The 24,850-nt window shown below is 54.3% G+C and carries 23 protein-coding genes, 1 tRNA gene and 1 pseudogene; 17 read left to right on the top strand and 8 right to left on the bottom strand.

The window, feature by feature from the left end; genetic code table 11:
* Positions 1-214: 214 nt before the first annotated feature.
* The 7 genes from CLV80_RS11205 to CLV80_RS11175 all read left to right on the top strand — a co-directional run bounded on the left by CLV80_RS11205 (position 215) and on the right by CLV80_RS11175 (position 7,940).
* Positions 215-1,498 (top strand): Na+/H+ antiporter NhaA, encoded by a 1,284-nt coding sequence (locus CLV80_RS11205; protein ID WP_106358026.1) that lies wholly within the window; start codon positions 215-217, stop codon positions 1,496-1,498.
* Between the two features lie 158 nt (positions 1,499-1,656).
* A complete protein-coding gene (locus tag CLV80_RS11200; protein WP_106358025.1) occupies positions 1,657-2,304 on the top strand; it encodes an ABC transporter ATP-binding protein in 648 nt (215 codons plus the stop codon).
* Entirely contained in the window at positions 2,294-3,856 is a 1,563-nt protein-coding gene (locus tag CLV80_RS11195) for a KpsE/RkpR family capsule polysaccharide export protein (RefSeq protein WP_106358024.1), read from the top strand. The genes CLV80_RS11200 and CLV80_RS11195 overlap by 11 nt, the downstream gene beginning before the upstream one ends.
* The gene (gene kdsA, locus CLV80_RS11190) at positions 3,856-4,689 is read left to right on the top strand and encodes a 3-deoxy-8-phosphooctulonate synthase (protein WP_106358023.1); all 834 of its coding nucleotides are present in this window, start codon (positions 3,856-3,858) and stop codon (positions 4,687-4,689) included. The genes CLV80_RS11195 and kdsA overlap by 1 nt, the downstream gene beginning before the upstream one ends.
* Before the next feature lie 65 nt (positions 4,690-4,754).
* A complete protein-coding gene (locus tag CLV80_RS11185) occupies positions 4,755-6,035 on the top strand; it encodes a mechanosensitive ion channel domain-containing protein (protein ID WP_106358022.1) in 1,281 nt (426 codons plus the stop codon).
* Between the two features lie 62 nt (positions 6,036-6,097).
* Positions 6,098-6,172: transfer RNA gene (locus tag CLV80_RS11180), tRNA-Gln, on the top strand.
* Positions 6,173-6,728: 556 nt separating this feature from the next.
* Positions 6,729-7,940, top strand: a complete 1,212-nt coding sequence (locus CLV80_RS11175) for an AAA family ATPase (RefSeq protein ID WP_165793371.1) — start codon at positions 6,729-6,731, stop codon at positions 7,938-7,940.
* Here the strand turns inward: CLV80_RS11175 and CLV80_RS11170 are convergent.
* From CLV80_RS11170 to CLV80_RS11160, 3 genes are read right to left on the bottom strand one after another with little or no spacing between them, the layout of a single operon-like run.
* Positions 7,836-8,393 carry a methyltransferase family protein gene (locus tag CLV80_RS11170; protein WP_106358020.1) on the bottom strand — a complete coding sequence of 186 codons (558 nt, stop codon included), beginning with the start codon at positions 8,391-8,393 and terminating at the stop codon, positions 7,836-7,838. The two genes, CLV80_RS11175 and CLV80_RS11170, sit on opposite strands and share 105 nt — an antisense overlap.
* Positions 8,393-9,028: a cation efflux transmembrane domain-containing protein gene (locus CLV80_RS11165; protein ID WP_106358019.1), complete on the bottom strand. Its 636-nt coding sequence runs from the start codon at positions 9,026-9,028 to the stop codon at positions 8,393-8,395. Before CLV80_RS11165 ends, CLV80_RS11170 begins: the two co-directional genes overlap by 1 nt.
* Entirely contained in the window at positions 9,028-9,798 is a 771-nt protein-coding gene (locus CLV80_RS11160) for a transglutaminase-like domain-containing protein (RefSeq protein ID WP_106358018.1), read from the bottom strand. The genes CLV80_RS11165 and CLV80_RS11160 overlap by 1 nt, the downstream gene beginning before the upstream one ends.
* A 70-nt stretch (positions 9,799-9,868) precedes the next feature.
* On the opposite strand from CLV80_RS11160, the gene CLV80_RS11155 reads away from it, so the two are divergent.
* Positions 9,869-10,294, top strand: coding sequence for a MerR family transcriptional regulator (locus CLV80_RS11155; RefSeq protein ID WP_106358017.1), 426 nt, complete (start codon positions 9,869-9,871; stop codon positions 10,292-10,294).
* A 549-nt stretch (positions 10,295-10,843) separates the two neighbouring features.
* On the opposite strand, the gene CLV80_RS11150 is transcribed toward CLV80_RS11155, so the two are convergent.
* From CLV80_RS11150 to CLV80_RS11140, 3 genes are read right to left on the bottom strand one after another with little or no spacing between them, the layout of a single operon-like run.
* A complete protein-coding gene (locus tag CLV80_RS11150) occupies positions 10,844-11,830 on the bottom strand; it encodes a membrane dipeptidase (RefSeq protein ID WP_106358016.1) in 987 nt (328 codons plus the stop codon).
* A 23-nt stretch (positions 11,831-11,853) separates the two neighbouring features.
* Complete coding sequence (locus CLV80_RS11145; protein WP_106358015.1) at positions 11,854-13,284, bottom strand: flavin-containing monooxygenase; 1,431 nt, start codon at positions 13,282-13,284, stop codon at positions 11,854-11,856.
* Entirely contained in the window at positions 13,281-14,270 is a 990-nt protein-coding gene (locus tag CLV80_RS11140; RefSeq protein WP_106358014.1) for a LysR family transcriptional regulator, read from the bottom strand. Before CLV80_RS11140 ends, CLV80_RS11145 begins: the two co-directional genes overlap by 4 nt.
* A gap of 71 nt (positions 14,271-14,341) precedes the next feature.
* Between CLV80_RS11140 and CLV80_RS11135 the strand changes: the two genes are divergently transcribed.
* The 5 genes from CLV80_RS11135 (at position 14,342) to CLV80_RS11115 (ending at position 18,279) form a co-directional block, all read left to right on the top strand.
* Positions 14,342-15,343: a TRAP transporter substrate-binding protein gene (locus CLV80_RS11135; RefSeq protein WP_106358013.1), complete on the top strand. Its 1,002-nt coding sequence runs from the start codon at positions 14,342-14,344 to the stop codon at positions 15,341-15,343.
* On the top strand, positions 15,343-15,882 hold the full coding sequence (locus CLV80_RS11130; protein WP_106358012.1) for a TRAP transporter small permease: 540 nt from the start codon (positions 15,343-15,345) through the stop codon (positions 15,880-15,882). Before CLV80_RS11135 ends, CLV80_RS11130 begins: the two co-directional genes overlap by 1 nt.
* A complete protein-coding gene (locus CLV80_RS11125) occupies positions 15,879-17,174 on the top strand; it encodes a TRAP transporter large permease (RefSeq protein ID WP_106358011.1) in 1,296 nt (431 codons plus the stop codon). The genes CLV80_RS11130 and CLV80_RS11125 overlap by 4 nt, the downstream gene beginning before the upstream one ends.
* Before the next feature lie 66 nt (positions 17,175-17,240).
* The gene (locus CLV80_RS11120; RefSeq protein WP_106358010.1) at positions 17,241-17,723 is read left to right on the top strand and encodes a CMD domain-containing protein; all 483 of its coding nucleotides are present in this window, start codon (positions 17,241-17,243) and stop codon (positions 17,721-17,723) included.
* Positions 17,716-18,279, top strand: a complete 564-nt coding sequence (locus tag CLV80_RS11115; RefSeq protein WP_106358009.1) for a peroxidase-related enzyme — start codon at positions 17,716-17,718, stop codon at positions 18,277-18,279. The genes CLV80_RS11120 and CLV80_RS11115 overlap by 8 nt, the downstream gene beginning before the upstream one ends.
* A 12-nt stretch (positions 18,280-18,291) precedes the next feature.
* Here the strand turns inward: CLV80_RS11115 and CLV80_RS11110 are convergent, their stop codons facing one another.
* A complete protein-coding gene (locus CLV80_RS11110; RefSeq protein ID WP_106358008.1) occupies positions 18,292-19,731 on the bottom strand; it encodes an aminotransferase class V-fold PLP-dependent enzyme in 1,440 nt (479 codons plus the stop codon).
* Between the two features lie 107 nt (positions 19,732-19,838).
* Between CLV80_RS11110 and CLV80_RS11105 the strand changes: the two genes are divergently transcribed.
* Entirely contained in the window at positions 19,839-20,300 is a 462-nt protein-coding gene (locus CLV80_RS11105) for an Lrp/AsnC family transcriptional regulator (RefSeq protein ID WP_106358007.1), read from the top strand.
* Between the two features lie 123 nt (positions 20,301-20,423).
* Here CLV80_RS11105 and map read toward each other — a convergent pair whose 3' ends face one another.
* The gene (gene map, locus CLV80_RS11100) at positions 20,424-21,278 is read right to left on the bottom strand and encodes a type I methionyl aminopeptidase (protein WP_106358006.1); all 855 of its coding nucleotides are present in this window, start codon (positions 21,276-21,278) and stop codon (positions 20,424-20,426) included.
* 86 nt (positions 21,279-21,364) lie between these two features.
* Here map and CLV80_RS11095 point away from each other — a divergent pair, with 86 nt between their 5' ends.
* The 3 genes and pseudogenes from CLV80_RS11095 to CLV80_RS11085 all read left to right on the top strand — a co-directional run.
* Entirely contained in the window at positions 21,365-21,571 is a 207-nt protein-coding gene (locus CLV80_RS11095; RefSeq protein WP_106358005.1) for a ParD-like family protein, read from the top strand.
* Between the two features lie 320 nt (positions 21,572-21,891).
* Entirely contained in the window at positions 21,892-23,358 is a 1,467-nt protein-coding gene (locus CLV80_RS11090; protein WP_106358004.1) for a hypothetical protein, read from the top strand.
* A 134-nt stretch (positions 23,359-23,492) separates the two neighbouring features.
* Positions 23,493-24,557, top strand: a pseudogene (locus CLV80_RS11085) (RecQ family ATP-dependent DNA helicase); the annotation flags it as partial.
* Positions 24,558-24,850: the final 293 nt, after the last annotated feature.

Raw genomic sequence — 24,850 nt, 5'->3', positions numbered from 1 at the left:
CATATAGAACCGTTGAATTCCTCCGTCTTTATACGAAACTCAAGCGCCATTTTGATTAAGTCTTCGCCTTATGCGCGCCTAATATCTGGGCGCCTCCACGCTCGCTGCACATCTGCACTCATATATCATGTCCCTCACGACAAGTTAACGCCTGCGTAGCTTGATGACACGCCACCTTTGCTTTACTTGCGAATTAAATAAATTGGGGGATAGCATGTATCGCGTCTGGAACTTTTTAACCAACTATTCGCTGTTGTTGATCATTGGAGCGTCGATTGCTCTGGTTTGGGCCAACATTGATGCGACCAGCTATCACCATTTCGTCGAGTTTGAGCTGATCCATGATTCATGGGTTGGGCACGCGCATTACGATGAAAACGGTCAGGTTACCTACCGAACACTCACGCTCCACTACCTTGTAAACGATGTATTAATGGCGTTTTTCTTTGCCATCGCCGCCAAAGAAGTTTGGGAAGCCGTCATTCTTCAAAACGGCAGCTTGCGCGGTAAAAAAGCAGCGACACCGCTGTTTGCAACGCTTGGTGGTATGGTCGGACCCATTTCTGTTTATCTTGGTCTTGCGTATTTCTTAGGTTCAGAAACATACAATGCTGTTGCAAATGGCTGGGCTATTCCGACGGCGACGGATATTGCGTTCAGTTATCTTGTTGGTCGCCTTGTGTTTGGCGCCGGTCACCCGGCTGTTCGGTTCTTGCTTCTGTTGGCAATTGCCGATGACGCTGCGGGCCTGATTATCCTCGCGATTTTCTATCCTTCCGGCGAACTTGCTCCAGAATGGCTGCTGCTTTCAGTGTTTGCCGCACTCGCAGTCTTTTACCTGTTCAACCGCCTGCCGCGTCGCATGGACCGTGGTAATGAAATGCGCCCGACATCAACTTGGGTACGTAACAAACTATCGTTCTGGCCATACCTCGTGGCAGCATGCGCAAGCTGGTACGGCTTTCAACAGGCCGGTATTCACCCTGCCCTGGGTCTACTGCCGATTGTACCGACCATCCCACACGCAGATCGCGCATTTGGTATTTTCTCTGAGGCAGAACAATATCTTACCGATCTACTGAACCACATCGAACACATTCTGAAACACCCTGTTGAGGTCGTCTTGTTCTTCTTTGGCCTGCTAAATGCTGGTGTGGAATTTTCATCAATCGGGTCGCCAACGTGGTTGGTCTTGGCCGGTCTTCTTATCGGTAAACCGCTGGGGGTTATGCTATTTGGATGGTTCGCAGCACGTCCGCTTGGGCTGGGATTGCCTGACGGAATGCGCATCATCGACCTGTTTGTCATCGGTTGCGTTTCCGCAATCGGGTTTACCGTGTCGCTGTTTATCGCTGCAGTTGCCTTTGATAGCACGGTGATGCTTGGCGATATTCCGGTGCAAGATGCTGCCAAAATGGGTGCATTGTTCAGCTTCTTTGCGGCGATTGTTTCTATTGTCGCTGGGAAACTGACCAAGGTACAAAAACAAAACGGCTAAGCCTGTGTTGCGCCAAACGGCGCAGTCACCCACAGAAGTTGCTGTATTTATCGCTCATTTTTGCGATAGTACGGCGTAACGCTAAAATCGCGACCCAGAATTAACGACTCTGGGTCACGATGCGTAAGCCCGACCAGCGGGCTAATCGTGGGATAGAAATGCTAGAATTTGCAGAAGTCAGTAAATCCTTTTGGACAGGCACCCAACGCAAGGTGATCCTTGATCGCGTGTCTTTTCGGGTCGAACTAGGCAAATCTCTGGGCATCCTTGCGCCAAACGGCACAGGCAAATCAACGCTTATCAATATGATGGCGGGCCTCGAAAAACCGGACGAAGGACGCATAACCAGAGATTGTCGGGTGTCATTTCCGCTTGGGTTCATGGGGGGGGTTGTGAACAGCCTGACCGCCAAAGAAAACTGTCGGTACATTGCCCGACTTTACGGTTTGGACCCTGATTACATCGAAGCGTATTGCCGCTGGCTTTGCGGCTTAGAAGAATATTTCGATATGCCTATTGGGGTCTATTCAACCGGTATGAAAGCACGCTTTTCATTTGCTCTCATGCTCGCATTAGACTTTGATATATACCTTATTGACGAAGGTATGCCGGGGTCTACGGATGCGGAATTTAACCGCAAAGCCGGCGCTATTTTACGTGAACGTCTTGAGACCACAACGATGATTATCGTGTCGCATCAAGCTGCAACATTAGAACGTTTTGTCCGCACCGCTGCGGTGCTTCGAAACGGGCAGCTCTATATGTTTGACACACTGGAAGAGGCAAAGGCCGCATATGACTATTAAACCCAAGGTTAAAAGGTTTCGCATCCGCCGTGATGGGGTCAAATCTAAAACGAACGTTCAGGGCCAGAACCACAACCCGGAAAACCATCTAGAAGACCCCGATGCGATCGCAACCGAAAACGAAGCGATCAGCAAAGAACGTCTAACCGCGCGTCAATTGCGGATGGCACGTCGTGTCGCCCAAAAACGCGGCCTTACGTTTACCTCTGAATTTGATGCAGTACGGCAGTTACGTGCTGCAGGTATTGACCCATTCCAACAGAAATCAGTGCTCGAATTGGTCATGCCAGAAGATAGCAGTAACGCAGGCCAACCCGGACAGATACAGCTACCTCAAAAGGTAAACCCGCGGCACAAAGCCAAGGTCGCAGGCTCAGCCGGGCTGAAAATGAACCCCGAGCATGCCGCGGAAATCCGTCAAATTCAGGTTGATATTGCCCGCCGCCGCCGCCGCAAACTGCTGCTTATGTTTACGCGACTTGCCTTCTTTGTGTTGCTGCCGACATTCATGGTTGGTTGGTATTTCTATACAATCGCAACCCCAATGTACGCCACCAAATCAGAAGTCGTGATCCAGCAAGCGCAGTCGCAATCGGCAAGCCCTGCTGGGCTTTCTACGCTGTTTCAAGGGACTTCAATGGCGACGCAGCAAGACAGTATCGCGGTACAATCCTACCTCGCCTCTCGCGAAGCGATGTTGCGATTAGAGCAAGACCACGGTTTCAAAAAGCACTTCAGCGACGAACGCATCGATTCAATTCAACGCCTTCCTGAAAACGCGACCAACGAAGAAACCTTTAAACTTTATACTGACCATGTCCGCATTAGTTATGATCCCACAGAAGGGATCATCAAAATGGAGGTCATTGCCGCAGACCCCAACACAAGCTTTGCTTTCTCTGAGGCGCTGATTGGATATGCAGAGGAACAGGTCGACCAACTGACCGGCCGCTTGCGCGTCGATCAAATGACAGGTGCACTGCAAAGTTATGAAGACGCCGAAGCACGCCGCGCCGAAGCGCTTGCAAGCTGGCTCGAACTGCAAGAGTCGATGCAGCAGATCGATGCGGGCAGTGAATCCGGTGCGCGGATGGGGCAGATCAACGCGCTGGAAAGTGAGCGCCAGCAGTTGACGCTCGTGCTTCAATCACGGTTGAACGTTGAACGGCCCAGCGAAATCCAAGTTCAGGCATTGCGCGACCAAATCGCAAACATCGATCAGCTCATCTCAGAACTCAGAGAAGAATTAACAGGCACGTCCACCGGTGCAGTGTCGCTTGCTGCACGCAATACCGAACTGCGGGTCGCCGAGGAAAACTACAACTTCCAAACAAGCATGGTGCAACAGGCGCTTACCCAAATGGAAACCGCCCGGATCGAAGCCAACAGGCAGGTACGCTACCTATCGCAAAGCGTTAATCCGGTCATCCCTGACCAAGCATCCTACCCTCGTGCATTCGAAAACACCTTGCTTGCACTCCTTATTTTTGCGGGCATCTACTTGCTCATCTCCATCACAGTCTCAATCCTTCGCGAACAGGTAAGCTCTTAATGCATAACGTCGAAATCGGCCCACTCACGGTTAGCAATGACCTACCACTTTTGCTCATCGCTGGCCCATGCCAGCTTGAAAGTACCGACCATGCGCAAATGATCGCAGGTCATATGGCTGAAGTCTGCGCCCGTCACGGCGCCCAATTCGTATTCAAGGGAAGCTACGACAAAGCCAACCGGACTTCGTTGGGTGGTAAGCGCGGCCTTGGCATGGACGAAGGCCTAAAAGTGATGCAATCCGTGAAAGACAGCATCGGTTGCCCCGTTCTAACCGATATTCACGCGCCCGAACATTGCGCAACCGTTGCTGGAGTTTGCGACATCATGCAAATTCCCGCGTTCCTGTGCCGCCAAACCGACCTACTGCTTGCCGCTGGCGAAACAGGTGCTGTTATCAATGTCAAAAAGGGGCAATTCCTTGCGCCTTGGGACATGCCCAATGTTGTCGCCAAAATCGAAAGTACCGGCAACAAACGCATCTTATTAACGGAACGCGGTTCTTCATTTGGATATAATACGTTGGTTGCCGACATGCGCTCGTTGCCAACGATGGCGCGCACTGGCTACCCAGTTGTGATGGATGCAACCCACTCTGTGCAACAGCCCGGCGGCATGGGCGGCTCATCGGGCGGACAGCGAGAGTTCGCGCCGGTCATGGCCCGTGCGGCTGTTTCGCTTGGGATTGCGGCGGTGTTTATTGAAACCCACGAAGATCCTGATAACGCACCGTCTGACGGGCCTAATATGATCCAACTGGACAACATGGATGCCCTTGTCAAAAGCCTGATGGGATTTGATGCGCTCGCTAAGGCTGACCCACTGCGCGTGTAATAGGGGTTTTCCCCGACCCGCCATATTCATAAGGTCAGTCCATGTTATTTCCATGGATTGACCCTATGCGCGCTATTACCGTCCTATTTCTGCTTCTATCCTTTACTGCGCCCGCCACCGCCCAAGAGGCGAACGGCACGATTACGACCCAAGGTTATCACCAGCAAGATGCCGACATCGCTGTCCGCATGCGAGAGATTTTGCGTGAGCTTGGAAACTATGATGATGTTACCGTTCTCGTCAGCGAAGGCATAGTCACCCTGCGCGGCACAACAACATCGACGATGGAGATTAGCGCCCTCGACACCCTAGCCGCCCGCATAGAAGGCGTCGTTGCGGTAAAAAATCAAGTAACCGAAACCGCCGATATCAGTCAGCGCCTTAATCCCGCGATTGATAGGTTCATGTCGCGCGTGGATCAATTTATCATATTCCTCCCGCTTGCGGCCATTGCAGCACTCGCCTTTGCCTTGGTGGTTTTTGTAGGTTTCACACTCGCTCGCATGCGTCATCCGTGGGAACGCCTTGCCCCGAACCAATTTATCGCAGACCTATACCGGCAATTGCTTCGCATTGGTTTTGTTATCTTCGGCATTGTTATCGCTCTGGATATCTTGAACGCGACCGCGTTGCTAAGCACGATCTTAGGCGCGGCCGGGATCATCGGCCTCGCGCTTGGTTTTGCTGTCCGTGATACTGTCGAAAACTTTATCGCATCAGTCATGCTGTCCATCCGTCAACCATTTCGTCCGAATGATACAGTCGAAATCAACGGAGATCAGGGCAAAGTCATACGCCTGACCAGCCGCGCGACGATTTTGCTGTCGTTTGATGGGAACCATATTCGTATCCCCAATGCCACCGTGTTCAAAAGCCGGATCATAAACTACAGCCAAAATGCAGAGCGCCGTTTCAAGTTTTCAATCATGGTCGACAGCAATGCGGACCTCCAAGAAACTCGCAATCTCGTTTCTGAAACGGTGCAGGCCTTACCTTTTATCCTAGCAGAACCTGCCGCTGACGCGTGGATCGAAGCCCTACATCCCGCTGGTATTGAACTCGTTGTAACTGGCTGGGTTGACCAAAATAATAGCTCAATTGTTCGGGCCAAAGGTGAAACGCTACGGCAAGTAAAACTTGCGATTCTAAACGCTGGTATTGACATACCGGATGCGACCCAAGCCATTCAAATCATTCGTGACATACCTGAACCACCTCCAGCCGAAAGCACGCGCGTCCAACCTGTAAAAGCCGAGAGCGACGCCGCATTAACCCGGATCGTTGATGCAGAACGAGACCAAGACAGCACCGAAGACCTGCTCCGTGACGATAGTTTAAAAGAATGACATTTTTTGTCGAAATGGGGCTTGTGTACTGCGCATCTTCGCAGTATCCACCCCCTCGCTGATGGGGTGTAGCCAAGTGGTAAGGCAACGCTTTTTGGTAGCGTGTACCGTAGGTTCGAATCCTACCACCCCAGCCAGCTTTTCTATAACTCATTGATTTGATTGAGACGCGAAGCGCGTTTTGGGAATTGATTCCCAGCTGCATCTCGTAGGTGCATCTCGTCTATGCATCTCGCTCGGTTTGCGAACTAGAATTTCGACACCTTCGAATCCGAGGGGAAGTTGAAATGGCCGGACTAAATTATGTAAACGCCTCGCTTTCATTGAAAACAACCGGTTCGCGCGGATCTTCCAGCTCGACGAACACATCGACAGAGTCCGGGCATTCCTGACGCGAACCGACATCGCGCCGGAGGTGACGCGGATCGCGGAAGACATTGTCAGCGATATCGAGGGCGATGAGCCAGGTCTGGGGTAGGCAATCGGTTCAGCCGTCGCCGAAGGGACTTGAACCGAAGCCGCTTTGGTCGGATATAGACCCCATGACGTTGATACACACACCAAAGATTATCGCAGCACCCAAGCTGTAAACCAGGCTGATCGGCCTGGCCGATCACTGTGTGTCCCATGAACATCCTCAGATCCGTCGTGCCGATGACGCCATACTTGATGGCCCCCAAAAGGCATGGACAGATGACACATTACCTCAAAGACTTCACCGAACTCCTTCCCCGACGTCCCGATCTCGACGACGTAAAAGCCGACTTTCTGCAGAAAGCGGAAGCTGTTGGTATGATCGACTTCCTGCGCGATAACTCTGTTTCCCAAAAGACAGTAGAGCACCGTGTCAAAGAAGAGATCAGCGACTTCATGACCGCGAATGTGGCTGAGATCATCGAGCAGCGGGGGTTGATCGATCATGACCAGATTGAACTTCTTGGCTTCACGCATGAGGATCCGGACGAGGATTTTGTCGCAGCCATAAGAGATGCCGTGCAAGTCAGCTTTGTCTACGAGGCTGCAAGAGAGCACCACCGGAAGGAAACGGGCCTACATGACCGCGCCCTGAAAAACGCTGGGCCGAAGGATGAAGTGCAAAAGTTTGTGAAAGAGCTCGCGACCGCCCATCCGGTCTTAGTGGGGCCATCAACGCTGCACGCCGTTGATGAAATGATCGCCGAGCTGCATGCCTCCGCGCCGTGGATGTCCGATGTCTCAACATGGGCCTACAAAGCCCTACGCGCGCGATACAATACCGGACAAACATGGTTGAACCTGCCGCCCGTGATCCTGATCGGCCCGCCCGGATGCGGAAAATCGACCTATGCACGCAAGCTCGCCGCCTTGTCCGGCGCGCCCGTCAGGACGCTTGATGTGGGCAGCTCGAACGCAAGCTTTACAGTGGCGGGATGTGACGCGACATGGAGCAAAGCGCAGGGTGGCGTGCCCCTTCAGGAAATCGCCAAGACCGGTATCGCCAACCCAATCATGATTGTCGATGAAATCGAGAAAGCAGGCACCATGACCGCCAGTGGAGGGTCGCGGGTTTCGCTGCCGGACGCACTTCTGGGCCTGCTCGAACCGACATCATCGACAGCATGGGGCTGCCCCTTCACGCGCCGGACATACAATATGAGCCAGATCAGCTGGATCATGACGGCGAATGAACGTGACGGCATCCCCGCACCACTGCTCGACCGCTGCCGTGTGTTTAATATCGGGTATCCTGAAGGAAAGGATCTGGTTGACTTGATCCGTAGACTCTCCGCTGGCCGGATCTTTGAAGAGGTTGTTAACTGTTTAATTGCGCGGGTGTTGGCGGCGGTGGCTAGCCCAGTAGTCCTCGAACGCGAAACCGTAGTGCTCTTTGAGCCATGGCTCTTCGGCGAAAGGCGCGGCAATTAGAACGGCTATTCCTGCAAGGCCGACTAGCGCCGCTCCAGACGACGCGCAAAGCACGATCCAGCCGATAATCATTGCTATATCTGCGACGTATTGTGGATTGCGGGAATAGCGATACATGCCGCCCGTTCGAAGCGACCCCTTCGCGCCGCAAGTTTGGGCTATTCCGAACTGCGCGACCTCTGACCACACGATGACGTTGCCAGCAAAAATCAGCGGAATGCCAACTCCGAACCGCAGCCAAGTTGGGATTGGTAGGCTTCCCCAATTCATCAATCCTAAGACGATCAGGATGCCGAATAGCGTGAATGTCGGAACCCAAACCAAGACAGGAGTCGCCTTGGTGTATCGCTTTGGTGGCCAAAGGCGGCGCTCAAGGTATGCGATGGACCAAAGTATCGCGGCTAGGGTGGCCGCCGCGATCACAAGGCCGACGACGATCAAGACCGCCTGCATCACACTTCCATGTGCTTATGGTCAGTCGTTTCGCGCCGTTCTGCCAAGGCTTGGCGCACGATCTGGAAGGCCGATGATAAGAACAATCCGGCCATAATGGTTGCCACGATCAGGTCAGGCCAACCCGTTGCCGTGCCCCACACGCCGAGGGCTGCAAACATCACTGCTACGTTCCCAATCGCGTCGTTGCGCGAACACAACCAGACCGACCGGACATTAGCATCACCATCCTTGTAACGAACCAACAGCAATACGCTTGCCAGATTGGTGAGCAGCGCAAGAAAGCCGACGATACCCATGATCTCAGCTGTGGGGACGCCAATATAGAAGACGCGATAGACCGTCGATCCAAACACCCAAAGGCCCATCAGAAGAAGGCTGACGCCTTTGAACAATGCCGCGTTTGTTCGCGCGCGGAGCGATGCCCCGATGACTGCAAGTGAAATTCCGTAGGTCAGCGCATCGCCCGCAAAGTCGAGGGCGTCGGCTTGCAACGCCTGAGACTTGGCCAGATGGCCTGCTGTCATCTCGACAAAGAACATCGTCGCATTGAGGGTAATGACGATCCAAAGTCGCCTTTTGTAGTTATCTGAAACGCCGTCGAACTTGGCGTCATGTCCACAGCAGCCGGCCATCACGCGGCCTTCTTTTTTAGCAAAGTGGACTTGGCGGGCAGAAGATTCTCGTCCCCACCGGGTATCGTTGGGACACGTCCCGCACGCATCTGCGCAACCCGCCTGTTCATCCAATGTCGAATGATCAGTCGATAGACTAGCCCGCGAAATCCGGTCAGTTGCCGATAATTTGCATAGAAAGCATCTGGGCTGTCAAAGACCCCGAAATCCCGATTGATCCCAGTCTTTTGGATGTAGGTGCTCTTGCCGCTCCAGGCGACGTTCGGCGCTTGAAGGCAATCGGTGCCTGCCCCGTAAGCACAAAGCGAGTTACGATCTGGAAACGCGGCTTGAAGCGCCGTCAAAACGCCCTGATCCAGAATGAAGCCCTCAAGCTCTAACCATTCTCCTCGATGCTGTACCTCAACCCAAGAGTGGATGATGTTGCGTGGCGCAAGCGGATAGACCAACTCTGGTACCACGCCACGTTGCAGTCCTTTGTCGATGGTAAAGCCGCGAAACCGACAAGGGATGCCCAAGGCGCGCAGCAGCGCCATCAGCAGCGTGCCCTTGGTGTTGCACTGGCCATAGCCATCCGCCAGCACCCGTGAGGCTGGCAAGGCATCGTCAGAATTGTAGCCGAACAAGACTTCGTTGCGGACAAAGTCATAAGCTGCGCCGATACGCTCGCCGTCTGACAGCGCTGCCCACCCGCGTTGCGCGATGAGTGCCTTTATTGCGAGGTTCTGGTAGTCTAGGAGCAGCGTTTCAGACAAATAATCGTGGGGCATTTGGGACTCTTCTCTTGTTGTCCCAATTCGTATACAATCTCTAGTAACTAGAGGTTCAAGAGGTTTCTTTATGTTTTCTATCGGCGAGCTTTCGAAGCGCACAAAGGTCAAGGTTCCGACCATCCGGTATTATGAAGAAATGGGGCTCTTGCCTGAAGCTGAGCGCACGGCAGGCAATCAAAGGCGTTACGACAAAGCTGGGTTGGAGCGACTGAGTTTTATCCGACATGCCCGTGATCTTGGATTCTCCATCGAGGCCGTTTCATCTTTGATTGAACTCCAAGATCATCCAGATCGATCATGCGAGGCAGCAACAGATATTGCAGCGTCGCAGCTGGCGGACGTTCGAGCAAAGATCAAACGTCTACGAACGCTTGAGAAGGAGCTTAGCCGGATATCGAAAGGTTGCGACGGCGAAGGGGTATCAGAAGATTGCTACGTGCTTGCATCATTGGCTGACCACAATTTGTGCGACGGCGAACACCAGAAAGCGTAAATGCAGACATTGGATTGTCATGAATGAATGGCAACTATGTCCCGCAGACTGTGAGTTCGACCATTGCTGAATTTTGCGCTCGCAGCGAATGTCGGCAATGCGGGCTGCAACCGCAGCATCCCAGATCACCGGCCAATGTCCGCAAAGGGCCGTAAGCAGCGGCGAGCCTGCACCTGTGAAACTGGACTTGCTGCAACGCGGAGAACGGCAGGTTTGAGCCCACGTTGTCATATTTCCGCATTGCAGCTAACGCCTACTTTCAGGAAACTGGAAAATATAGCCCTCAAATCACGGCTCATTACGGACCTTGAGCAACGTTCCCTATGCTGCGTTGCAGCTTACCAAAATCGGACCTTCATCCCTCTCACTGCGGTCGGCTCGACTGAGCCTCACCTTGAATTCAACTTAGCTTCACGCGCACTGAAAATAGAACCACTTCGGTTTGCCGCAACACGGGAAAAGGGTGTCCTAAGGCTGGGTATTCATGGCGCGCAACTGTGATCACTTGGGCAGGCCGAAGGCCATTAGAGCATGGGCAATATCGGCTATTTACCAAGTCTGATCGAACAGACGCATCCAATTTCCGCCCAGAATTTTGACAATGCGCTCCTTACTCCAACCTCGGTTGTGCATTTCCTCAGTGAGATTGCCAAATTCACGATTATGACGAATGCCTTCGGGTTTTGAAATCTTGGCAGACCCGAAATCGGCGAGCGTGCTTCCGGTTCCTTTGTCTTTGTTGGCCCAAAGCAACCAAGGGCCGGGACGCGCGCGGTTGTGATTGAAATCGGTGCCGATGGCCACGTGATCTTCCCCAACGAGATCCAAGGTGTGTTCCATCGCATCAATCACATGTGCAACCGTGGCATCATTACCGGCAGCCAATCCGGGCGCGAACAATGATGTTCCAATAACACCGCCTTTAGCCGCACAGGCCTGAAACACCTCGTCGGGTTTATTGCGCGGGACATCAAAAAGCGCGCCAGGCAGACAATGGGTGATTGCGACCGGTTTTTTCGAATATTCGATGGTATCCAGCGACGTCTGAATACCAACGTGGCTCAGGTCGATCAAAATGCCGGCCTCATCCATTGCATCAACAGCTTCATGCCCGAAACGGGTCAACCCGCTGTCTCTTGTTTCCAGATACCCAGCGCCAAAGAAGTTCTGTGTATTGTAGGTCAACTGCATGATGTTCACACCGAGGTCCTTGAAGAGCGCGAAGTTATCAAGGCGATCTTCGACGGGGGATGTGTTTTGCCAGCCCATGATAATCCCGACCTTGCCCTCTGCTTTCGCACGGCGAATGTCGTCTGTTGTACGAATGAGCATGGCGATATCGGCGTTTTCTGCCAGCTTCTCGCGCCACATTGTCACGTAATCCATACCACCTCGAAAATTCTCCCAGAGCACGGAGGACGCGTTGATTGCGCTGACGCCGCCTTGTTGCGCATCGAGGAGGATTTCGCGGTTGAAATCGGAACTTTGCAAAGCATCGACAATGATGGAACTGGAGTGGAGATCTTTAGAGGTCATAAAGGAGCCTTTTGAAAGAGGGTCTAGTTGGCCGCAGCTAATGCAGAAGCGGGCCAGATATCAGGTTCGAAATCTGGGGTGTCATAGGTCGCAAAGCGATCAAGATGGAACGCCGCGTCTTCGGCAAATAATGAACGCACCAGGCCGCTCGAAAGCCTCCGTGCACCTTCCGTTGCAGATGGAATGCCCGATGTGACTTTACCCTGACTTGGCACAGCCGCGTAGGCAAAGCAGCACAGCCGCGCGAGGGCGGGGCATGTACCTGCCGTGCGCTCCGCGAAGGTGAAGTCAGCGTTTAGATACGGGTGCGCGGCGAGAACCGGGTTCTTTGCGGCCTTGTCCGCCCCAACGACATCGGCCCACGTGCGCCAGTGCCCAAAGAAATGAGACAGTTCGGGGCGGCTCTGTTCTGAGATACCAAACCCTGTTGCAAAGATGGCGACATCGGCCTCGATAACGCCTTGCGGCGTTTCGACGGATAGACCGTTTGCACCATGTGACATTCCATTGATTGGTGCGCCAAGGTGCAGGTGAGCATTTTTATGCCGCGCGACGCGTGCAACGGAATGGGCAGGGGGCGGCACAGGGAACTTGTCGCCAAGGTCCATGATCTCCCACTTTTGGGCATCCGTCAGCGCCATATAGCCCGCAGTCATGCCGCGTGACCCTGTGCCAGTGAACTTGTCGATGGCAGGAAGGGCGGGGCGGCGAATGAGGAGATCAAGCCGCGCGCATCCCGCTTCAAGGGCGGCAGCGGCGTTGTCCATTGCAGAGGCCCCAGCCCCAACCACAATCACGCGTTTGCCTTTCAGGCTGTCGACATCAAAAACATCTGCGGAATGGTACACGCTCCCCTCTGGCAATCCTTGGGCGACAGGTGGCAGTTTGGGGGCGCCTAATGCGTCCAAACCCGTCGCCAAAACCACGCGACGCGCCCAGATTTCGCCTGTGCTGGTCGAGAGGCGAAACAACGCGCCCTCGGGAACGATCTCTGTCACGTCACAGTCGTTGATGATGTCTGGTTTGGTCATCTTGCGATACCATTTCAGGTAATCCATCCACATCGTGCGCGGGGCGAGGGTCATGTCGTCCCATGCGGCGACGCCCCATTGCGCTTCGAACCAAGCCCTAAATGTTAACGCAGGTATGCCCAAAGCCGGACCTGCGGCTTCTTTAATAGTCCGCAGCGTTTCCATGCGCGCAAAAGTAATCCAAGGGCCTTCTTGGCCGGCAGGGGCGCGATCCAATAGGCGAACATTGCTAATGCCGTCCATCTCCAGGGCCGCATTCGCCACCAAACCGCAAAGCCCTGCGCCGATAATTGCAACATCAAGTACGGGGTCTCCGCTTGGGCCCTTGGTGACGGGCATCCAAGGCTTCGGTGGTAGGTTTAGAAGGGTGCGCTGGCGGGTGAAGTCGGCCTCCAACTCCGTCAGGTTAGTCGCGTCTGTCATGGTGCAGTCCCCGGTAAGGTTTTTTGACTTTGTGGAAAGGATGTCACGCCCTCGGCCATTTTCACGGTGCAATCGGGCACAGTTGCCAAGCAGGCTTTGTAAAAGGCATCAACGAAGGCGCTGGAATGTTGTGCCAAGGCCCGATTGGCGTCTCTTAGCAGCTCCCAAGAATACGGCATTTCAGTCGCCAGTTCGACGATCTTCACACCGTTTACAGGAACACCGTAGGCCGTGACGGGGTCCACAATTGCGATACCCAATCCAGAACGGGCCGCCATAATGGCGTTCAATGATGCGTTGGTGGCAAACTCCGAAGGGGGGATGATACCAGATTTTTGAAACGCCTGATCAATGGTGTGGCGTATGCGAAACGCGTTCCCGACAGTTATGAGGCGTTGGTCTGCGAAGACCGACAGCGGCAGAGGTGCGCGTGAGTGCGCCAGTGGTGATGCGTCTGACACCACGCCTACAAGACGGGATTCACAGACGACATGGCGCACCATGCCCGCGTGATCAATTGGACTGGCCGCTATACCAAAGTCCGCAGTTCGGCTGCGCAGGGCCCCGATAACGTGCTCAGCATTCATGGTTTGGACATTGATCTGCTGTGGAAGGAATTCACCTAACGCCGTCAATGTCGCACCAGTCAAGCCTGCGGCCATAGCGGGTGTTGCGGCGATGTCGATAGACGCAACTTTTTCCGTGCGAATTGCATCGGCGCGCTGCCCGATTTGGCGTAGGCCAGCAACAACACGTTCAACTTCCTCATGAAACCGCAGGCCGCGATCTGTGGGGGAAATGCGGGGGCCGTTGCGATGGAACAACTGAAACCCGACAGACAGCTCCAATTCTTTGATCATGCGAGTTACCGCGGGCTGCCCAATGCCCAAATAAACGGCGGCTCCCGTCATGGACCCGCAAGACATGGCCGCCAGAAAGGCTTCCAACACTTTGAGGTCAAACTTTTTATTATTTTCTATTGACATGATAGGCTCATCATTATGCTATGTTTGCATAATTGCAAGTCCATAAAGTAAAAAACCAAGGGGAGTCTCCAATGAACCGTTTCACTCGCTTAGCCGTCACCGCCCTTTTGAGCACAGCCGCGCTTCCGGTTGCCGCCGAAACATGGCGCCTTAGTTCCATGGTGTCGCCAGACAGCATCGAAGGTCAGGCCTATGAAATCCTCGCAGAGAAGACTGCGGAGTATTCGAACGGCGACCTGACCATCCGGATTTTCCCGAACTCGCAAATTGGTGAAATGGACGCGGTCGTCGAGCAGCTTAGCGCGGGTGTCATCCAGCTCGCGCCGTCCGCCATGACGTTCCTTGCACGCTGGGAAGATAATATTCGTTATGCGTCCGCGCCCTTTCTTTTTGAAGATTATGACCATTGGGCCGAATTCATACGTGGCGATATGGTGCAAGGCTGGCTTGACAATGTAACCGATGCATCCGGCATTTCTGTTTTGGGCGATGCACCTGCATTCCCACGTGGTTCGTTCCGCACGCTGCTGTCTGTCGATCCAATTACCAGCGCAGAAGACATCGCTGAACTTCGCATTCGTCAGTTCAACAGCCAGCTGGTGATTGATGTGTGGGAAAACCAAGGCGCCGAAGTTGTCGTGCTTGCATGGGGCGAAGTCTACGATGCGATCAACCGCAATATCGTAAACGCCGTGACGTCACCACTGGAGCTGATTGAAACCACGCGTTTCTACGAGGTTGCGCCCAACATCGTGCGTACAGATGAATACCCGCAGGCAATCGCGTTCATGATGAACCAAGAGGCATTCGAGGACCTTTCCCCCGAAAATCAGGATGCCTTGCTGCGCGCCCATGCAGATGCGTCCGCCTTCGCTTGGGAAACCATTTTCTCAGGCGCCGATGAAACTGTTGAACGGATCAAAGCCCTCGAAGGCGTGACATATTCTGACAGTTTCGACACCTCTGCGATCTTGGCGACAACGTCCGAATTTTACGCCGCGCGTGAGGCGGCTGGAGAATTGCAAGAGGGCCTGATGGACGCGGTTGAAGCCGCACGGGAAAGCGCGGAGTAATGAAAATTACGTTCTCCGTTCTCGGAGCGAGTTTGGACGCTATCGCGGCTGCTTTTAAAGCCGCAATAGCTCTATTGTTGCTCATCATGTTGGCGATCAATGCTTTCAACATCGCAAGCCGGTCTATTTTCGGCGGGGCTTATGACGGAGTTTTCCATTGGACAATGTTGTTGTTCATTTGGGCGACTTGCTTGGGTGTTTTCGTCTACATGCGAGAACACCGAGATGTGGTTGTTGACCTGATTGCGGCGCGTATGCCGTTGCCCATCCGTAAAGTGCTTGCCGTTTTTGCGGACATGATCGGTGTCTTATTTATGTATATGGTTCTGTCGCCAGCGATTGAATTGATTGGTTTGCAGACGGGCCACATGGAGACAATCGCGCTCCCCATATACGTGCACAGCCTGCCATTGTTCTTGTCTGCGCTGTGTCTTGTGGCTCATTTTGCCTTGCATGCCTTGCAGGTTTTGACCGGCGACATTGAGCCTTTTCCAAAATCCGATCCGCTTGAACATCTTGATACAGGAGCCGCAAAATGACGCTTGGCTTTGTCGTAATCGGCTCTTTCATGCTGCTGATGATGGTCGGTGTTCCCGTCACTATCGCCATTGGCGCGGGGGCTGTGGCTGGCTTGTATTGGGCAGACTTGATGGATTTTGCCCTCGTCTTCCCGCAGCAGATCATCGAAGGCGCGAGCAAGCCTGCCCTCCTTGCAATTCCCTTTTTCATCCTTGCGGGTAATTTGATGAATGCCGTCGGGATGACGGACAAAATATTCAATTTCGCGCTGGCGTTGATCGGCAGTGTGCGTGCTGGTTTGGCTTATGTGAACGTGATTGCCTCGCTCATTTTTGCCGGCGTTTCTGGCGCCGCGACCGCCGATATCGCGGGCCTTGGACAGATCGAGGTGCGCGCGATGCGCGAACGTGGATATTCCCATGAATTCGCTGCGGCTTTGACCGTGGCGACATCTCTGGTTGGTCCCATCGTACCACCGTCAATCAGCCTGATCGTCTATGCCTGGCTGGCAAATGAGTCCGTCGCCCGTCTTTTTCTTGCGGGGATCGTGCCCGGGCTTTTGGTGGCGGCGTCCTTCATCGCCTACATCCGCGTGATGTGCGAATTCCAAGACATGCCGCGCGAAGAACCAAAGACTCTGACGCAGATCAAGCACGCCATCCTTGATGGCATCCCAGCGCTTATTGCGCCCTGCATCATTTTGGGAGCGATCATTTTCGGGTTCGCGACGGCGACAGAGGCCGGCGTGATTGCCTGTGTTTACACGCTTATCGTCGGGGTGTTTTACCGCGCCGTTAGTTTCAATATGCTTTGGACCGCACTGAAAGAAAGCGCATTGCTGTCCGCGCTCATCATGATGATTATCGGCGCATCACAGACAATGGGGTGGTTGTTTGCCTTTGAGCAGGTGCCCCAAGCCTTTGCGACCGGATTCTTGGACGCCATCGACAGCCGCGCGATGTTCCTCGTATTTGTCGTGGTTCTGCTGATCGTGATTGGCTGCTTCATGGAGGCGACACCGGCTAAGATCATTCTTTTGCCGTTGCTTTTGCCAGTTGCAGATGCCTTTGGCGTCGACCGTGTGCAATTCGGCATGATCATCACACTGGCACTTCTGATCGGGATCGCGACACCGCCGATGGGCGTCGGACTGTACCTGATGTCTGCGGTATCCGGTGTAAAATTCGAACGGCTTTCGATCGCTATTCTACCGCTGTTAATCCCGCCTTTCGTTGCCTTGATTTTGATCTCTGCGTTTCCGGCAATCACGCTTTGGCTGCCCGATCTGGTGATGGGGCCTGCACCCCCGTGATCCGATTAATGTTCATCCCCGTTCCGGACAGCATCCGTGCTGGCTGTAAACTACCGAAGGTCTGACATGAAAACGAACAACGTCATCAACACAACACTCGGGATTTCCCCGAACGATGCTTTGTACGAGCTAAGAGCGTTCCGGCCGAATTTTGTTGACGGTGCAGAGGTTTGCCGTGCGGCTGTTCTGCATCCAGATGACAATCTTGGGCTGACTTCGGACGTGCGCTATGCCGTGGCCCGACGGGCGGCGGGGACAGGATCAAACCCTGATTTTCTTGCAAGTTATCCTGCGCCAAGCACTGCTGAACTCCGTGACTTCGCTGCGGGCGGCGATCCGCAGGACAGAAAACTTGCTGCGTTGGCGCGTCACACGGATCTCATTGCGAAAACGCCTTCCGATGCGTCGAAAACCCATTTGCAAGACTTGTTGGATGTCGGGTTTTCTGTGCCCCAGATCGTAGCCCTGTCAGAGCTTTTAGCGCAGGTGTGTTATGAAATGCGCATTGTGCACGGGCTCTCGCTTTTGAAAGACACCGATCATGCGTGATGATATCCCACAGATCAAAATCAAGCCGCTAAAATGGACACCGCATTTACCCCCGGTGGAAATTGAGGATGCCACCGAGCGCCAACTGGCTGCCATGCAGGTCACGCCGTCCGCCAAAAAAGTGTCGCCCTATGTGCGTACGCTTGTCCATGATCCCGATAGCTACGTGGCTCGCACGGAATTGTTCAACGCCATCATGTACGTTGAGGGTGGCCTGCCCCGTCCGGATCGCGAATTAGGCGCGCTTGGTGCGTCCTTGGTCAATGGCTGCCAATATTGCGCCAACGTTCATGCGCGCCAGCATGCCAAACTGGCGGGGCCGTTTGCAACCTCAGCGCTGTATACCGGGCGGCGAGATGCGCTGTGCGAGCGGGACGCGGCGATAATGGATTTCGCCGAAGCCTTGACCGCGACGCCGCCCCGTGCGGATCAGTCCCACATCAAAGCCCTGCGCAAAGCTGGAATGGACGAGGTCGAAATTCAGGACCTTATCCACTCAATTGCTATTTTCGGGTGGGCAAATCGGCTTATGCACCCTTTGGGTCATTCCAGCTGACAAGAGTCGCCGTTAGGCGGCCTTTGCATTGAAACGGGCCGTTGCCGGGTCGCAGTCGTATTTGCCCGCACTGTCCCGCGCGGTGCTGGCCAATTGCGTGATTGCACTCAGGATAGTCTCAACCTGTGCATCGCTGTGAAGGTAGCTGAGGTTAAACCGCACCCACCCCGGTTTTTCTATCTCGTGGCCGGCTCCCAACCGCGCGAAAAGGTCTTCGGATTGTGGTTTTTCCAGGCCGAGCAAGGCATGGGCATAGGGCCCCGCACAGGCACACCCGCCACGCACCTGAACGCCATAGAAATCTGACAACATGCGCGTGAACAACTGTTGGTGGACAGGGCCGCCGTCATCGTCCAACACCTGAAACGAAAAAATCGGCAGCGCGTTTACTCTTTCAAAGGTGCCCAACACTCGAATGTTAGGGCTATGCGCGAGGTGAGAGCAGGCCCTTTCACGAAGCAACGCATCTCGTGCAAGAATTTCGTCGGTCCCGATCGCATCTTTCACCAACATCACAAGGGCCGCGCGGATGTCGCCAACAACATTCGGGGTACCAGCTTCTTCGCGGGCCTCTACTTTGGAGGCATATTCATGACGCCAGGGTGAGACGAAACTCACGGACCCTCCCCCAGGTGCTGTGGGGGTTGAGCGACGCACGATGCTATCTCGCAGCACCGCAATGCCGGACGAGCCGGGGCCGCCGGGGAACTTATGGGGTGAGAAAACGATCGCGTCTTTCTGGCAGTCGGAATCGCCCATCTCCATCGGGAGATACGCTCCGCCACCGGCATAATCCCAAATCGCAAGCGCCCCATTGGCTTTGAGGGTGCGTGTGACCTCTGTTGTGTCGGTGATGATGCCCGTGACGTTCGAGGCCGCCGAAAAGCTGCCGACGATGAGTTCGGCATCCTGCGCATCCGCCAGTTTGGACCGCAATGCGTCCATATCAATGCCGCCGCCAAAGGCCTCTGGCACGACGATGAGTTCGGCGCCGGATTCCCGCCATGGCAGGATGTTCGAGTGATGCTCATAGGGGCCGATCAGGACGACCGCGCGTTTGCCAGCAGCGACCATTTCCCTGATCTGTAACAGACCTACAATGCGGTTTATTCCCGCCGTCGCGCCCGAGCCTGCAAAGATGACATGGCAGCTGTCATCGGCCTTTACCAAACGTGCGATTGTGGCGCGGGCTTCTTCGCGCATCCGTGTCATGGTCATCCCGCAAAACGAGGCTTCGGTGTGGCTGTTGGCATAGTAGGGTAGGACATTTTCCATCACAAAGTCTTCGACCTGCCGAAGCGCGCGCCCAGACGCCACGTAATCCGCATAGACGAGCTGACGTGTCCCGAATGCTGTTTCGATATCTGCGCCGTCCCCGATAAGACCGTTGCGTAAAAATTCAATAAGATCTGGGCGGGTTAGCGCGTCTCGAAAGTTTGTCAGGGCGGTCACGGGCGGTTTTCCTTATGTTGATTGCCCTTAGACTAATATATGTTAGATCGATATTTTATGTCTATTCTACCCAAAATAGCTAAAATTATGAAGGTTACGATCGAAAAATGAACCATAAGTTAGATCAAATTGATCGCGCCCTTATCCGGCAGCTTCAACGAGACGAACGGTTGAGCCAGCGCGAGCTGGCCGAACTGGTAGGGCTTTCGCAAAATGCCTGCTGGCGGCGCCTGAAATTACTTGAGGAACGGGGGGTGATTTCTGGGCAGCGCGTTTTGATTAACCGTCGCGCTTTGGGCAAAAACCTTGTGGTGTTCACGATGCTGCGCACGCGCAGTCACTCGAAAGACTGGCTAACAAAATTCCGGCGTCATGTGATATCAATTCCTGACGTTGTGGATTTTTATCGGATTGGTGGGGATTATGATTACATGATCAAAATTGTTACTGAAGACATGGAAAGCTTTGACAGTGCCTATCAACGGCTCATCGATACGATCGAACTTGACGCCGTCACATCCTACTTCGCGATGGAGGCCATCATCGAGGATCGCCCGTTTCCGGTCTAGGTCGGTCTTTGGCAGATCAACGTTCCAACCAGTTGTTGCGCGAGCGTTTGCATCCCACATGCATCAAATAGACCGGCACTACGTTCCCAATCAATGAAAATGTTGCGGGGCTGAGGGAGTTATTCACGTCGCTGCTTTTTCAATTTCAACACCGGGCGCATGAAGGCCCTTTGTTGAATTAGTGAAGATTTCGACCCCATCACTAGTAACACCTACCGAATGCTCAAACTGAGCCGACAAGGACTTGTCGCGGGTCACCGCCGTCCAGTCATCCGCGAGCATCTTCACGTCACCACGGCCCAGATTGATCATGGGCTCCACCGTGAAAATCATACCTTCGCGCAACTCCAACCCTTCCCCTGCTCTGCCGAAATTCAGGATATTGGGAGAATCGTGGAAAACCTGCCCAATGCCATGGCCGCAGAAATCGCGAACCACCGAACAGCGTTCCGACAGCGCATAGGACTGGATGGCATGGCCGATATCGCCAAGCCGCGCACCGGGGCGCACGGCCTCAATCCCGCGCATCATCGTTTCATGCGTGATCTGGATAAGCCGCTCTGCCGCCCGTTTGGGCTTGCCGACGGCGTACATCCGGCTTGAATCGCCGTACCATCCGTCAAAGATAAGCGTCACATCAACGTTGACGATATCACCGTCCCGCAGCTTTTTCTCATTGGGAAAGCCGTGACAGACAACGTGATTAACAGATGTACAGCAGGCATATTTGTAGCCCTTGTAGCCAAGGGTCGCAGGTGTCGCATCATGCGATGCCGCGAAGTCCAGCACGTAGGTATTGATGTCTGACAAGGGAAGGCCGTGGCGGATCAGACCGGCGACGCCGTCCAGACAAGCAGCGGTCAGCGCACCTGCGCGCCGCATTCCCTCAAAGGCGTCCGGTCCATAGAGCTTGATGCTTTCAGTCCGGCGCGCATCTTTAGCGGCAGGGGCGACCGGAACATTGATATAGCTGTCCATCTGGCGTTCTTTCCCTTTACTGGTGGCACATTACCTAATATACGAATTATATATGTTTCGTATATAAATCGTGAAGGGACTTTTCAATGGGCATCGTAAAAATCGGCGACGGGCTACACGAGGATATCCGCAAAGCCAGCACGGTCATGTGCCGGTCCATCAATGCGCAGGCGGAATTCTGGATAAAGGTTGGAATGCTTGCCGAAACGAACCCAAGCATGACGTTCAATGAGATTGTCGCCCAACAGCTCAAGGAAGCCGATGTAAGGCTGCCAGAGATTGAAGCGGCATAAGCAGACCTTGGAGCAGGCGCAGCGAAATGGCGCTTCGTCCGCATTACGGTCATGCCCCCCCGAAATTGCGGAACTCCCAAGCCAATGTCCGCTTCGAGGACGCTGCAATGCAGCGAAAACAGTAGCGATGAACGGCAGCTTTGGGCCGAGACCCGCGTTTTCCGCAGGGTCGTCCCGGCCCCTGTTGCAGAGTTGTATATATCGCACCTGTGTTCTTACCATCGCACGGGCATCAAACTCAAAACAGATGGTCGGAAAAGTTTTTCCTCTGAATTGATTTCGCCATAAGCTCTCGTCACATCATGGTGCGGGGATCAGTAATGGACGGTAACGTCGAGTGGACAGAAATGGGTGTCGCTTCAGGTCTCGATCATCTGGCGATGCTTTCACCCATCGAGAATTTCTATCAGGGACTCGTCCCGGGCTTCAGCTCAATTACTACTCGTCTGCGGCACTATTCGTTCCACGCCTGGTGGATCACGCATAACTTGAAGCACTCGCGGATCACATCTACCGATGAGTTCGATGCGCATGTTCGCCGTATCGAAGCACTCTATGCACTTGCTTGTGCGCAACACCCCTTTGAGACCGGCATCGCTGGATCAAGGTTCGCCAATCGGATGCTAAAAGACGGTAGTAGCGACAAGATAGACTTCCGTGCTGCGACAGACCTCAGCACTCCCCGGGAAAACAGATACATTGGCCCAAAGCGCGGAGATTTTCCCGGCACCTATTTCGGGCAGATGCGCGATTGCGGTTTGCTGACCCGTGCCAAGGAACATAAAATGCCAATCCCGACTGAGGTCGGCAAAATGCTGGCAGAAGCTTACGAGGAAGCCTTCCCTATTTCCATTGATCGGTTCTTTGAAGTCGCGCGAGCGGGTGTAGTGGACAAAAGTGAACTCGCAGAGATGCTTCCACTGGCACCGTCGGAGCTGGATCATGATGGTCAGGAGGCTGAGCTTCTTCGTGAAATCCTGATTGGCGGCGATGAAAGCGTGGATCCAGGCTCGAAGCGGCGACGTACTCTTCTGGCCATCCTGGACGTCTCCCGAAAGACAGACAGAGGAGCGGTAAGTCAGGAGGCCTTGCGCTGGTACTGGGCAGAGAACGAGCCAAATGGGGACTTCTTTGAGGTCCATACCGCATGGCAGCACTACCAGGCATCAGACATGCTGCGTGTCGCTTACGAAGCCTTAATGAACCATGCGATCTATGGAATCGAGGAGTCGGTCGATGGAGTGGCGATGCCGGTTTTGGCAAGCAATCTGGTGGTTGATGTGCCTGACGTCCCGTTTGAGGATTGGCTGAGAACGCTATCTGCATTGGACAAGAGCCTCCAGCAAATGCAGGAAGATGCCCGCGGAGAAGAGGCACCTCTTGAGGTGATCATGACCGTAGTAGCGCGCCTTTGGCGCAAGTGGGGGCCGAGGGTGTCCGAGCTTGCAGAGAGCCTCAATGCCAAGCCGGGCTTCCAGACATGCGCGACAGAATTGTCTTGGATCGAAGCGCACAGGACCATGAGTGCTCGTGAAGCTATGGGACTACTACTTAACGATCGGATCATTCGCCGTCATCTCGAAGTGGCGGCACGGAAGCTCAGACTTCAAGGCGGCTATACTTATCTGGTTGAGCTGGAGGATGCGCGGTTGCGCGCTCGCTCCCGTATACGTGTCGAGCCCAGTGGTCCCCGCTTGCACACCGCAAGGATCTTCCTTGAGGATGTCGGCCTTCTTGAGGGTGGCTGCATCACCGACAGGGGGTTGAAGTACCTTGAGACCCATTGAGAGACAGCGAGGCGCAGATTGGCGCTCCGATGACGATGCATTCAGGGAATTAACACTTGCGCTACGATGAGACGTTTAATCAGGACGGATATCATTCGGCACTACTGACCAGCTACAGCTTTGATCCTGTGCTCTTTCCGAGTTTCCGCCCAGAACCGGTGGACGACGACGGACGCCCCCTACAAGAGAAAATCGTCGCTACCGCTATGGATGGCGACCACTTGTTGGGCATCTTGCCGACGGGCACGGGCAAATCCATCTGCTACCAGATCCCTGCCCTGTCGCGGTATGACAAGACCGGGGCCTTGACGGTCGTCATATCGCCGCTTGTCGCGCTGATGGCGGATCAGGTTCAAGGCTTGGTGCGGTCCGGCATTTCGTCGGCGGTCACAGTCAACGGGCTGTTGTCATTGCCTGAGCGGCAGGACGCCCTTGATAAGGTCCGGCTTGGAGATGCTGCGATCCTGCTGATTTCGCCTGAGCAACTGCGCAGCACGACAGTCCGATCCGTTCTGGCCCAGCGTGAGGTCGGGCTGTGGGTGTTGGACGAAGCGCACTGCGTCTCCAAATGGGGCCACGATTTCCGGCCAGACTATCGCTACGTTTCGCGGTTTATCAAAGAAAGTTCAGGCAACGACCCTGCCCCAGTGCTTTGCTTGACTGCGACAGCTAAGCCCGATGTTGTGCAGGACATCCGCAGTCATTTCCAGGACCGGTTGGGCGCCGATCTAACCCTGATAGACGGCGGCGCTTCACGGTCGAACCTGAGCTTTCAGGTGCTGCCAACGCAGCGGGCGACCAAGATGGCGGATATCCTCGACACGATCGAGTCCCACCTCCCAAGCGAAGGTGTTTCCGGGGCGGTCGTCTATTGTGCAACCCGAAGCGCCACGGAGCGTGTGGCGGAGTTCCTGAAACAACAGGGCATCGCCGCCGAGCGTTATCACGCGGGCCTGAGCGCTGATGACAAACGCGAGATTCAAGAGGATTTCCGCGTAGGAAACCTGCGCGTCATCGCCGCGACCAATGCCTTCGGGATGGGGGTCGACAAGCCGGACGTGCGATTGGTCGTCCACGGGGATGTGCCGGGGTCATTGGAAAACTACCTGCAAGAAGCGGGGCGCGCCGGACGAGATCGCGAACCCGCGAACTGCGTTCTTTTGTTCAATTCCGAAGACGTCGACCGCCAATTCAGCCTCGTCTAACGACCTCTCGTTTTAGGTCATATGGCCAGATATTTTTTCCTTTGGGCGAAGTCTCGACCTCAAATCCCCAGATCGTCCGCTGCGTCATGATACTTTCCTTTTTGAGGGAAGGTATCAGGCACTGGATTACCCTATTAGTCAGAAAAAGAGGTAGCGTTTGCAACGCTTACGTTGAATCTACGTGCTTTGCGCTGGGGTGCGTTTGGTGGCTGTATTTTGGATTTGGTTCTGTCCTGGGCCGCATTGAACGGTTTCACGCACCGTTGTCCCAATCGACGTATGGCTTG

It is taken from the genome of Yoonia maritima (assembly GCF_003003285.1).
Taxonomy (GTDB): Bacteria; Pseudomonadota; Alphaproteobacteria; order Rhodobacterales; family Rhodobacteraceae; genus Yoonia; species Yoonia maritima.
This window is presented reverse-complemented; position numbering and strand designations above follow the sequence as displayed.

What these genes read in the sequence shown, in the direction of transcription:
- CLV80_RS11205 (WP_106358026.1), top strand. Translation starts at nt 215, where the DNA reads ATGTATCGCGTCTGGAACTTTTTAACCAACTATTCGCTGTTGTTGATC.
- CLV80_RS11200 (WP_106358025.1), top strand. Translation starts at nt 1,657, where the DNA reads ATGCTAGAATTTGCAGAAGTCAGTAAATCCTTTTGGACAGGCACCCAA.
- CLV80_RS11195 (WP_106358024.1), top strand. Translation starts at nt 2,294, where the DNA reads ATGACTATTAAACCCAAGGTTAAAAGGTTTCGCATCCGCCGTGATGGG.
- kdsA (WP_106358023.1), top strand. Translation starts at nt 3,856, where the DNA reads ATGCATAACGTCGAAATCGGCCCACTCACGGTTAGCAATGACCTACCA.
- CLV80_RS11185 (WP_106358022.1), top strand. Translation starts at nt 4,755, where the DNA reads ATGCGCGCTATTACCGTCCTATTTCTGCTTCTATCCTTTACTGCGCCC.
- CLV80_RS11175 (WP_165793371.1), top strand. Translation starts at nt 6,729, where the DNA reads ATGACACATTACCTCAAAGACTTCACCGAACTCCTTCCCCGACGTCCC.
- CLV80_RS11170 (WP_106358020.1), bottom strand. Translation starts at nt 8,393, where the DNA reads ATGCAGGCGGTCTTGATCGTCGTCGGCCTTGTGATCGCGGCGGCCACC.
- CLV80_RS11165 (WP_106358019.1), bottom strand. Translation starts at nt 9,028, where the DNA reads ATGGCCGGCTGCTGTGGACATGACGCCAAGTTCGACGGCGTTTCAGAT.
- CLV80_RS11160 (WP_106358018.1), bottom strand. Translation starts at nt 9,798, where the DNA reads ATGCCCCACGATTATTTGTCTGAAACGCTGCTCCTAGACTACCAGAAC.
- CLV80_RS11155 (WP_106358017.1), top strand. Translation starts at nt 9,869, where the DNA reads ATGTTTTCTATCGGCGAGCTTTCGAAGCGCACAAAGGTCAAGGTTCCG.
- CLV80_RS11150 (WP_106358016.1), bottom strand. Translation starts at nt 11,830, where the DNA reads ATGACCTCTAAAGATCTCCACTCCAGTTCCATCATTGTCGATGCTTTG.
- CLV80_RS11145 (WP_106358015.1), bottom strand. Translation starts at nt 13,284, where the DNA reads ATGACAGACGCGACTAACCTGACGGAGTTGGAGGCCGACTTCACCCGC.
- CLV80_RS11140 (WP_106358014.1), bottom strand. Translation starts at nt 14,270, where the DNA reads ATGTCAATAGAAAATAATAAAAAGTTTGACCTCAAAGTGTTGGAAGCC.
- CLV80_RS11135 (WP_106358013.1), top strand. Translation starts at nt 14,342, where the DNA reads ATGAACCGTTTCACTCGCTTAGCCGTCACCGCCCTTTTGAGCACAGCC.
- CLV80_RS11130 (WP_106358012.1), top strand. Translation starts at nt 15,343, where the DNA reads ATGAAAATTACGTTCTCCGTTCTCGGAGCGAGTTTGGACGCTATCGCG.
- CLV80_RS11125 (WP_106358011.1), top strand. Translation starts at nt 15,879, where the DNA reads ATGACGCTTGGCTTTGTCGTAATCGGCTCTTTCATGCTGCTGATGATG.
- CLV80_RS11120 (WP_106358010.1), top strand. Translation starts at nt 17,241, where the DNA reads ATGAAAACGAACAACGTCATCAACACAACACTCGGGATTTCCCCGAAC.
- CLV80_RS11115 (WP_106358009.1), top strand. Translation starts at nt 17,716, where the DNA reads ATGCGTGATGATATCCCACAGATCAAAATCAAGCCGCTAAAATGGACA.
- CLV80_RS11105 (WP_106358007.1), top strand. Translation starts at nt 19,839, where the DNA reads ATGAACCATAAGTTAGATCAAATTGATCGCGCCCTTATCCGGCAGCTT.
- map (WP_106358006.1), bottom strand. Translation starts at nt 21,278, where the DNA reads ATGGACAGCTATATCAATGTTCCGGTCGCCCCTGCCGCTAAAGATGCG.
- CLV80_RS11095 (WP_106358005.1), top strand. Translation starts at nt 21,365, where the DNA reads ATGGGCATCGTAAAAATCGGCGACGGGCTACACGAGGATATCCGCAAA.
- CLV80_RS11090 (WP_106358004.1), top strand. Translation starts at nt 21,892, where the DNA reads ATGGACGGTAACGTCGAGTGGACAGAAATGGGTGTCGCTTCAGGTCTC.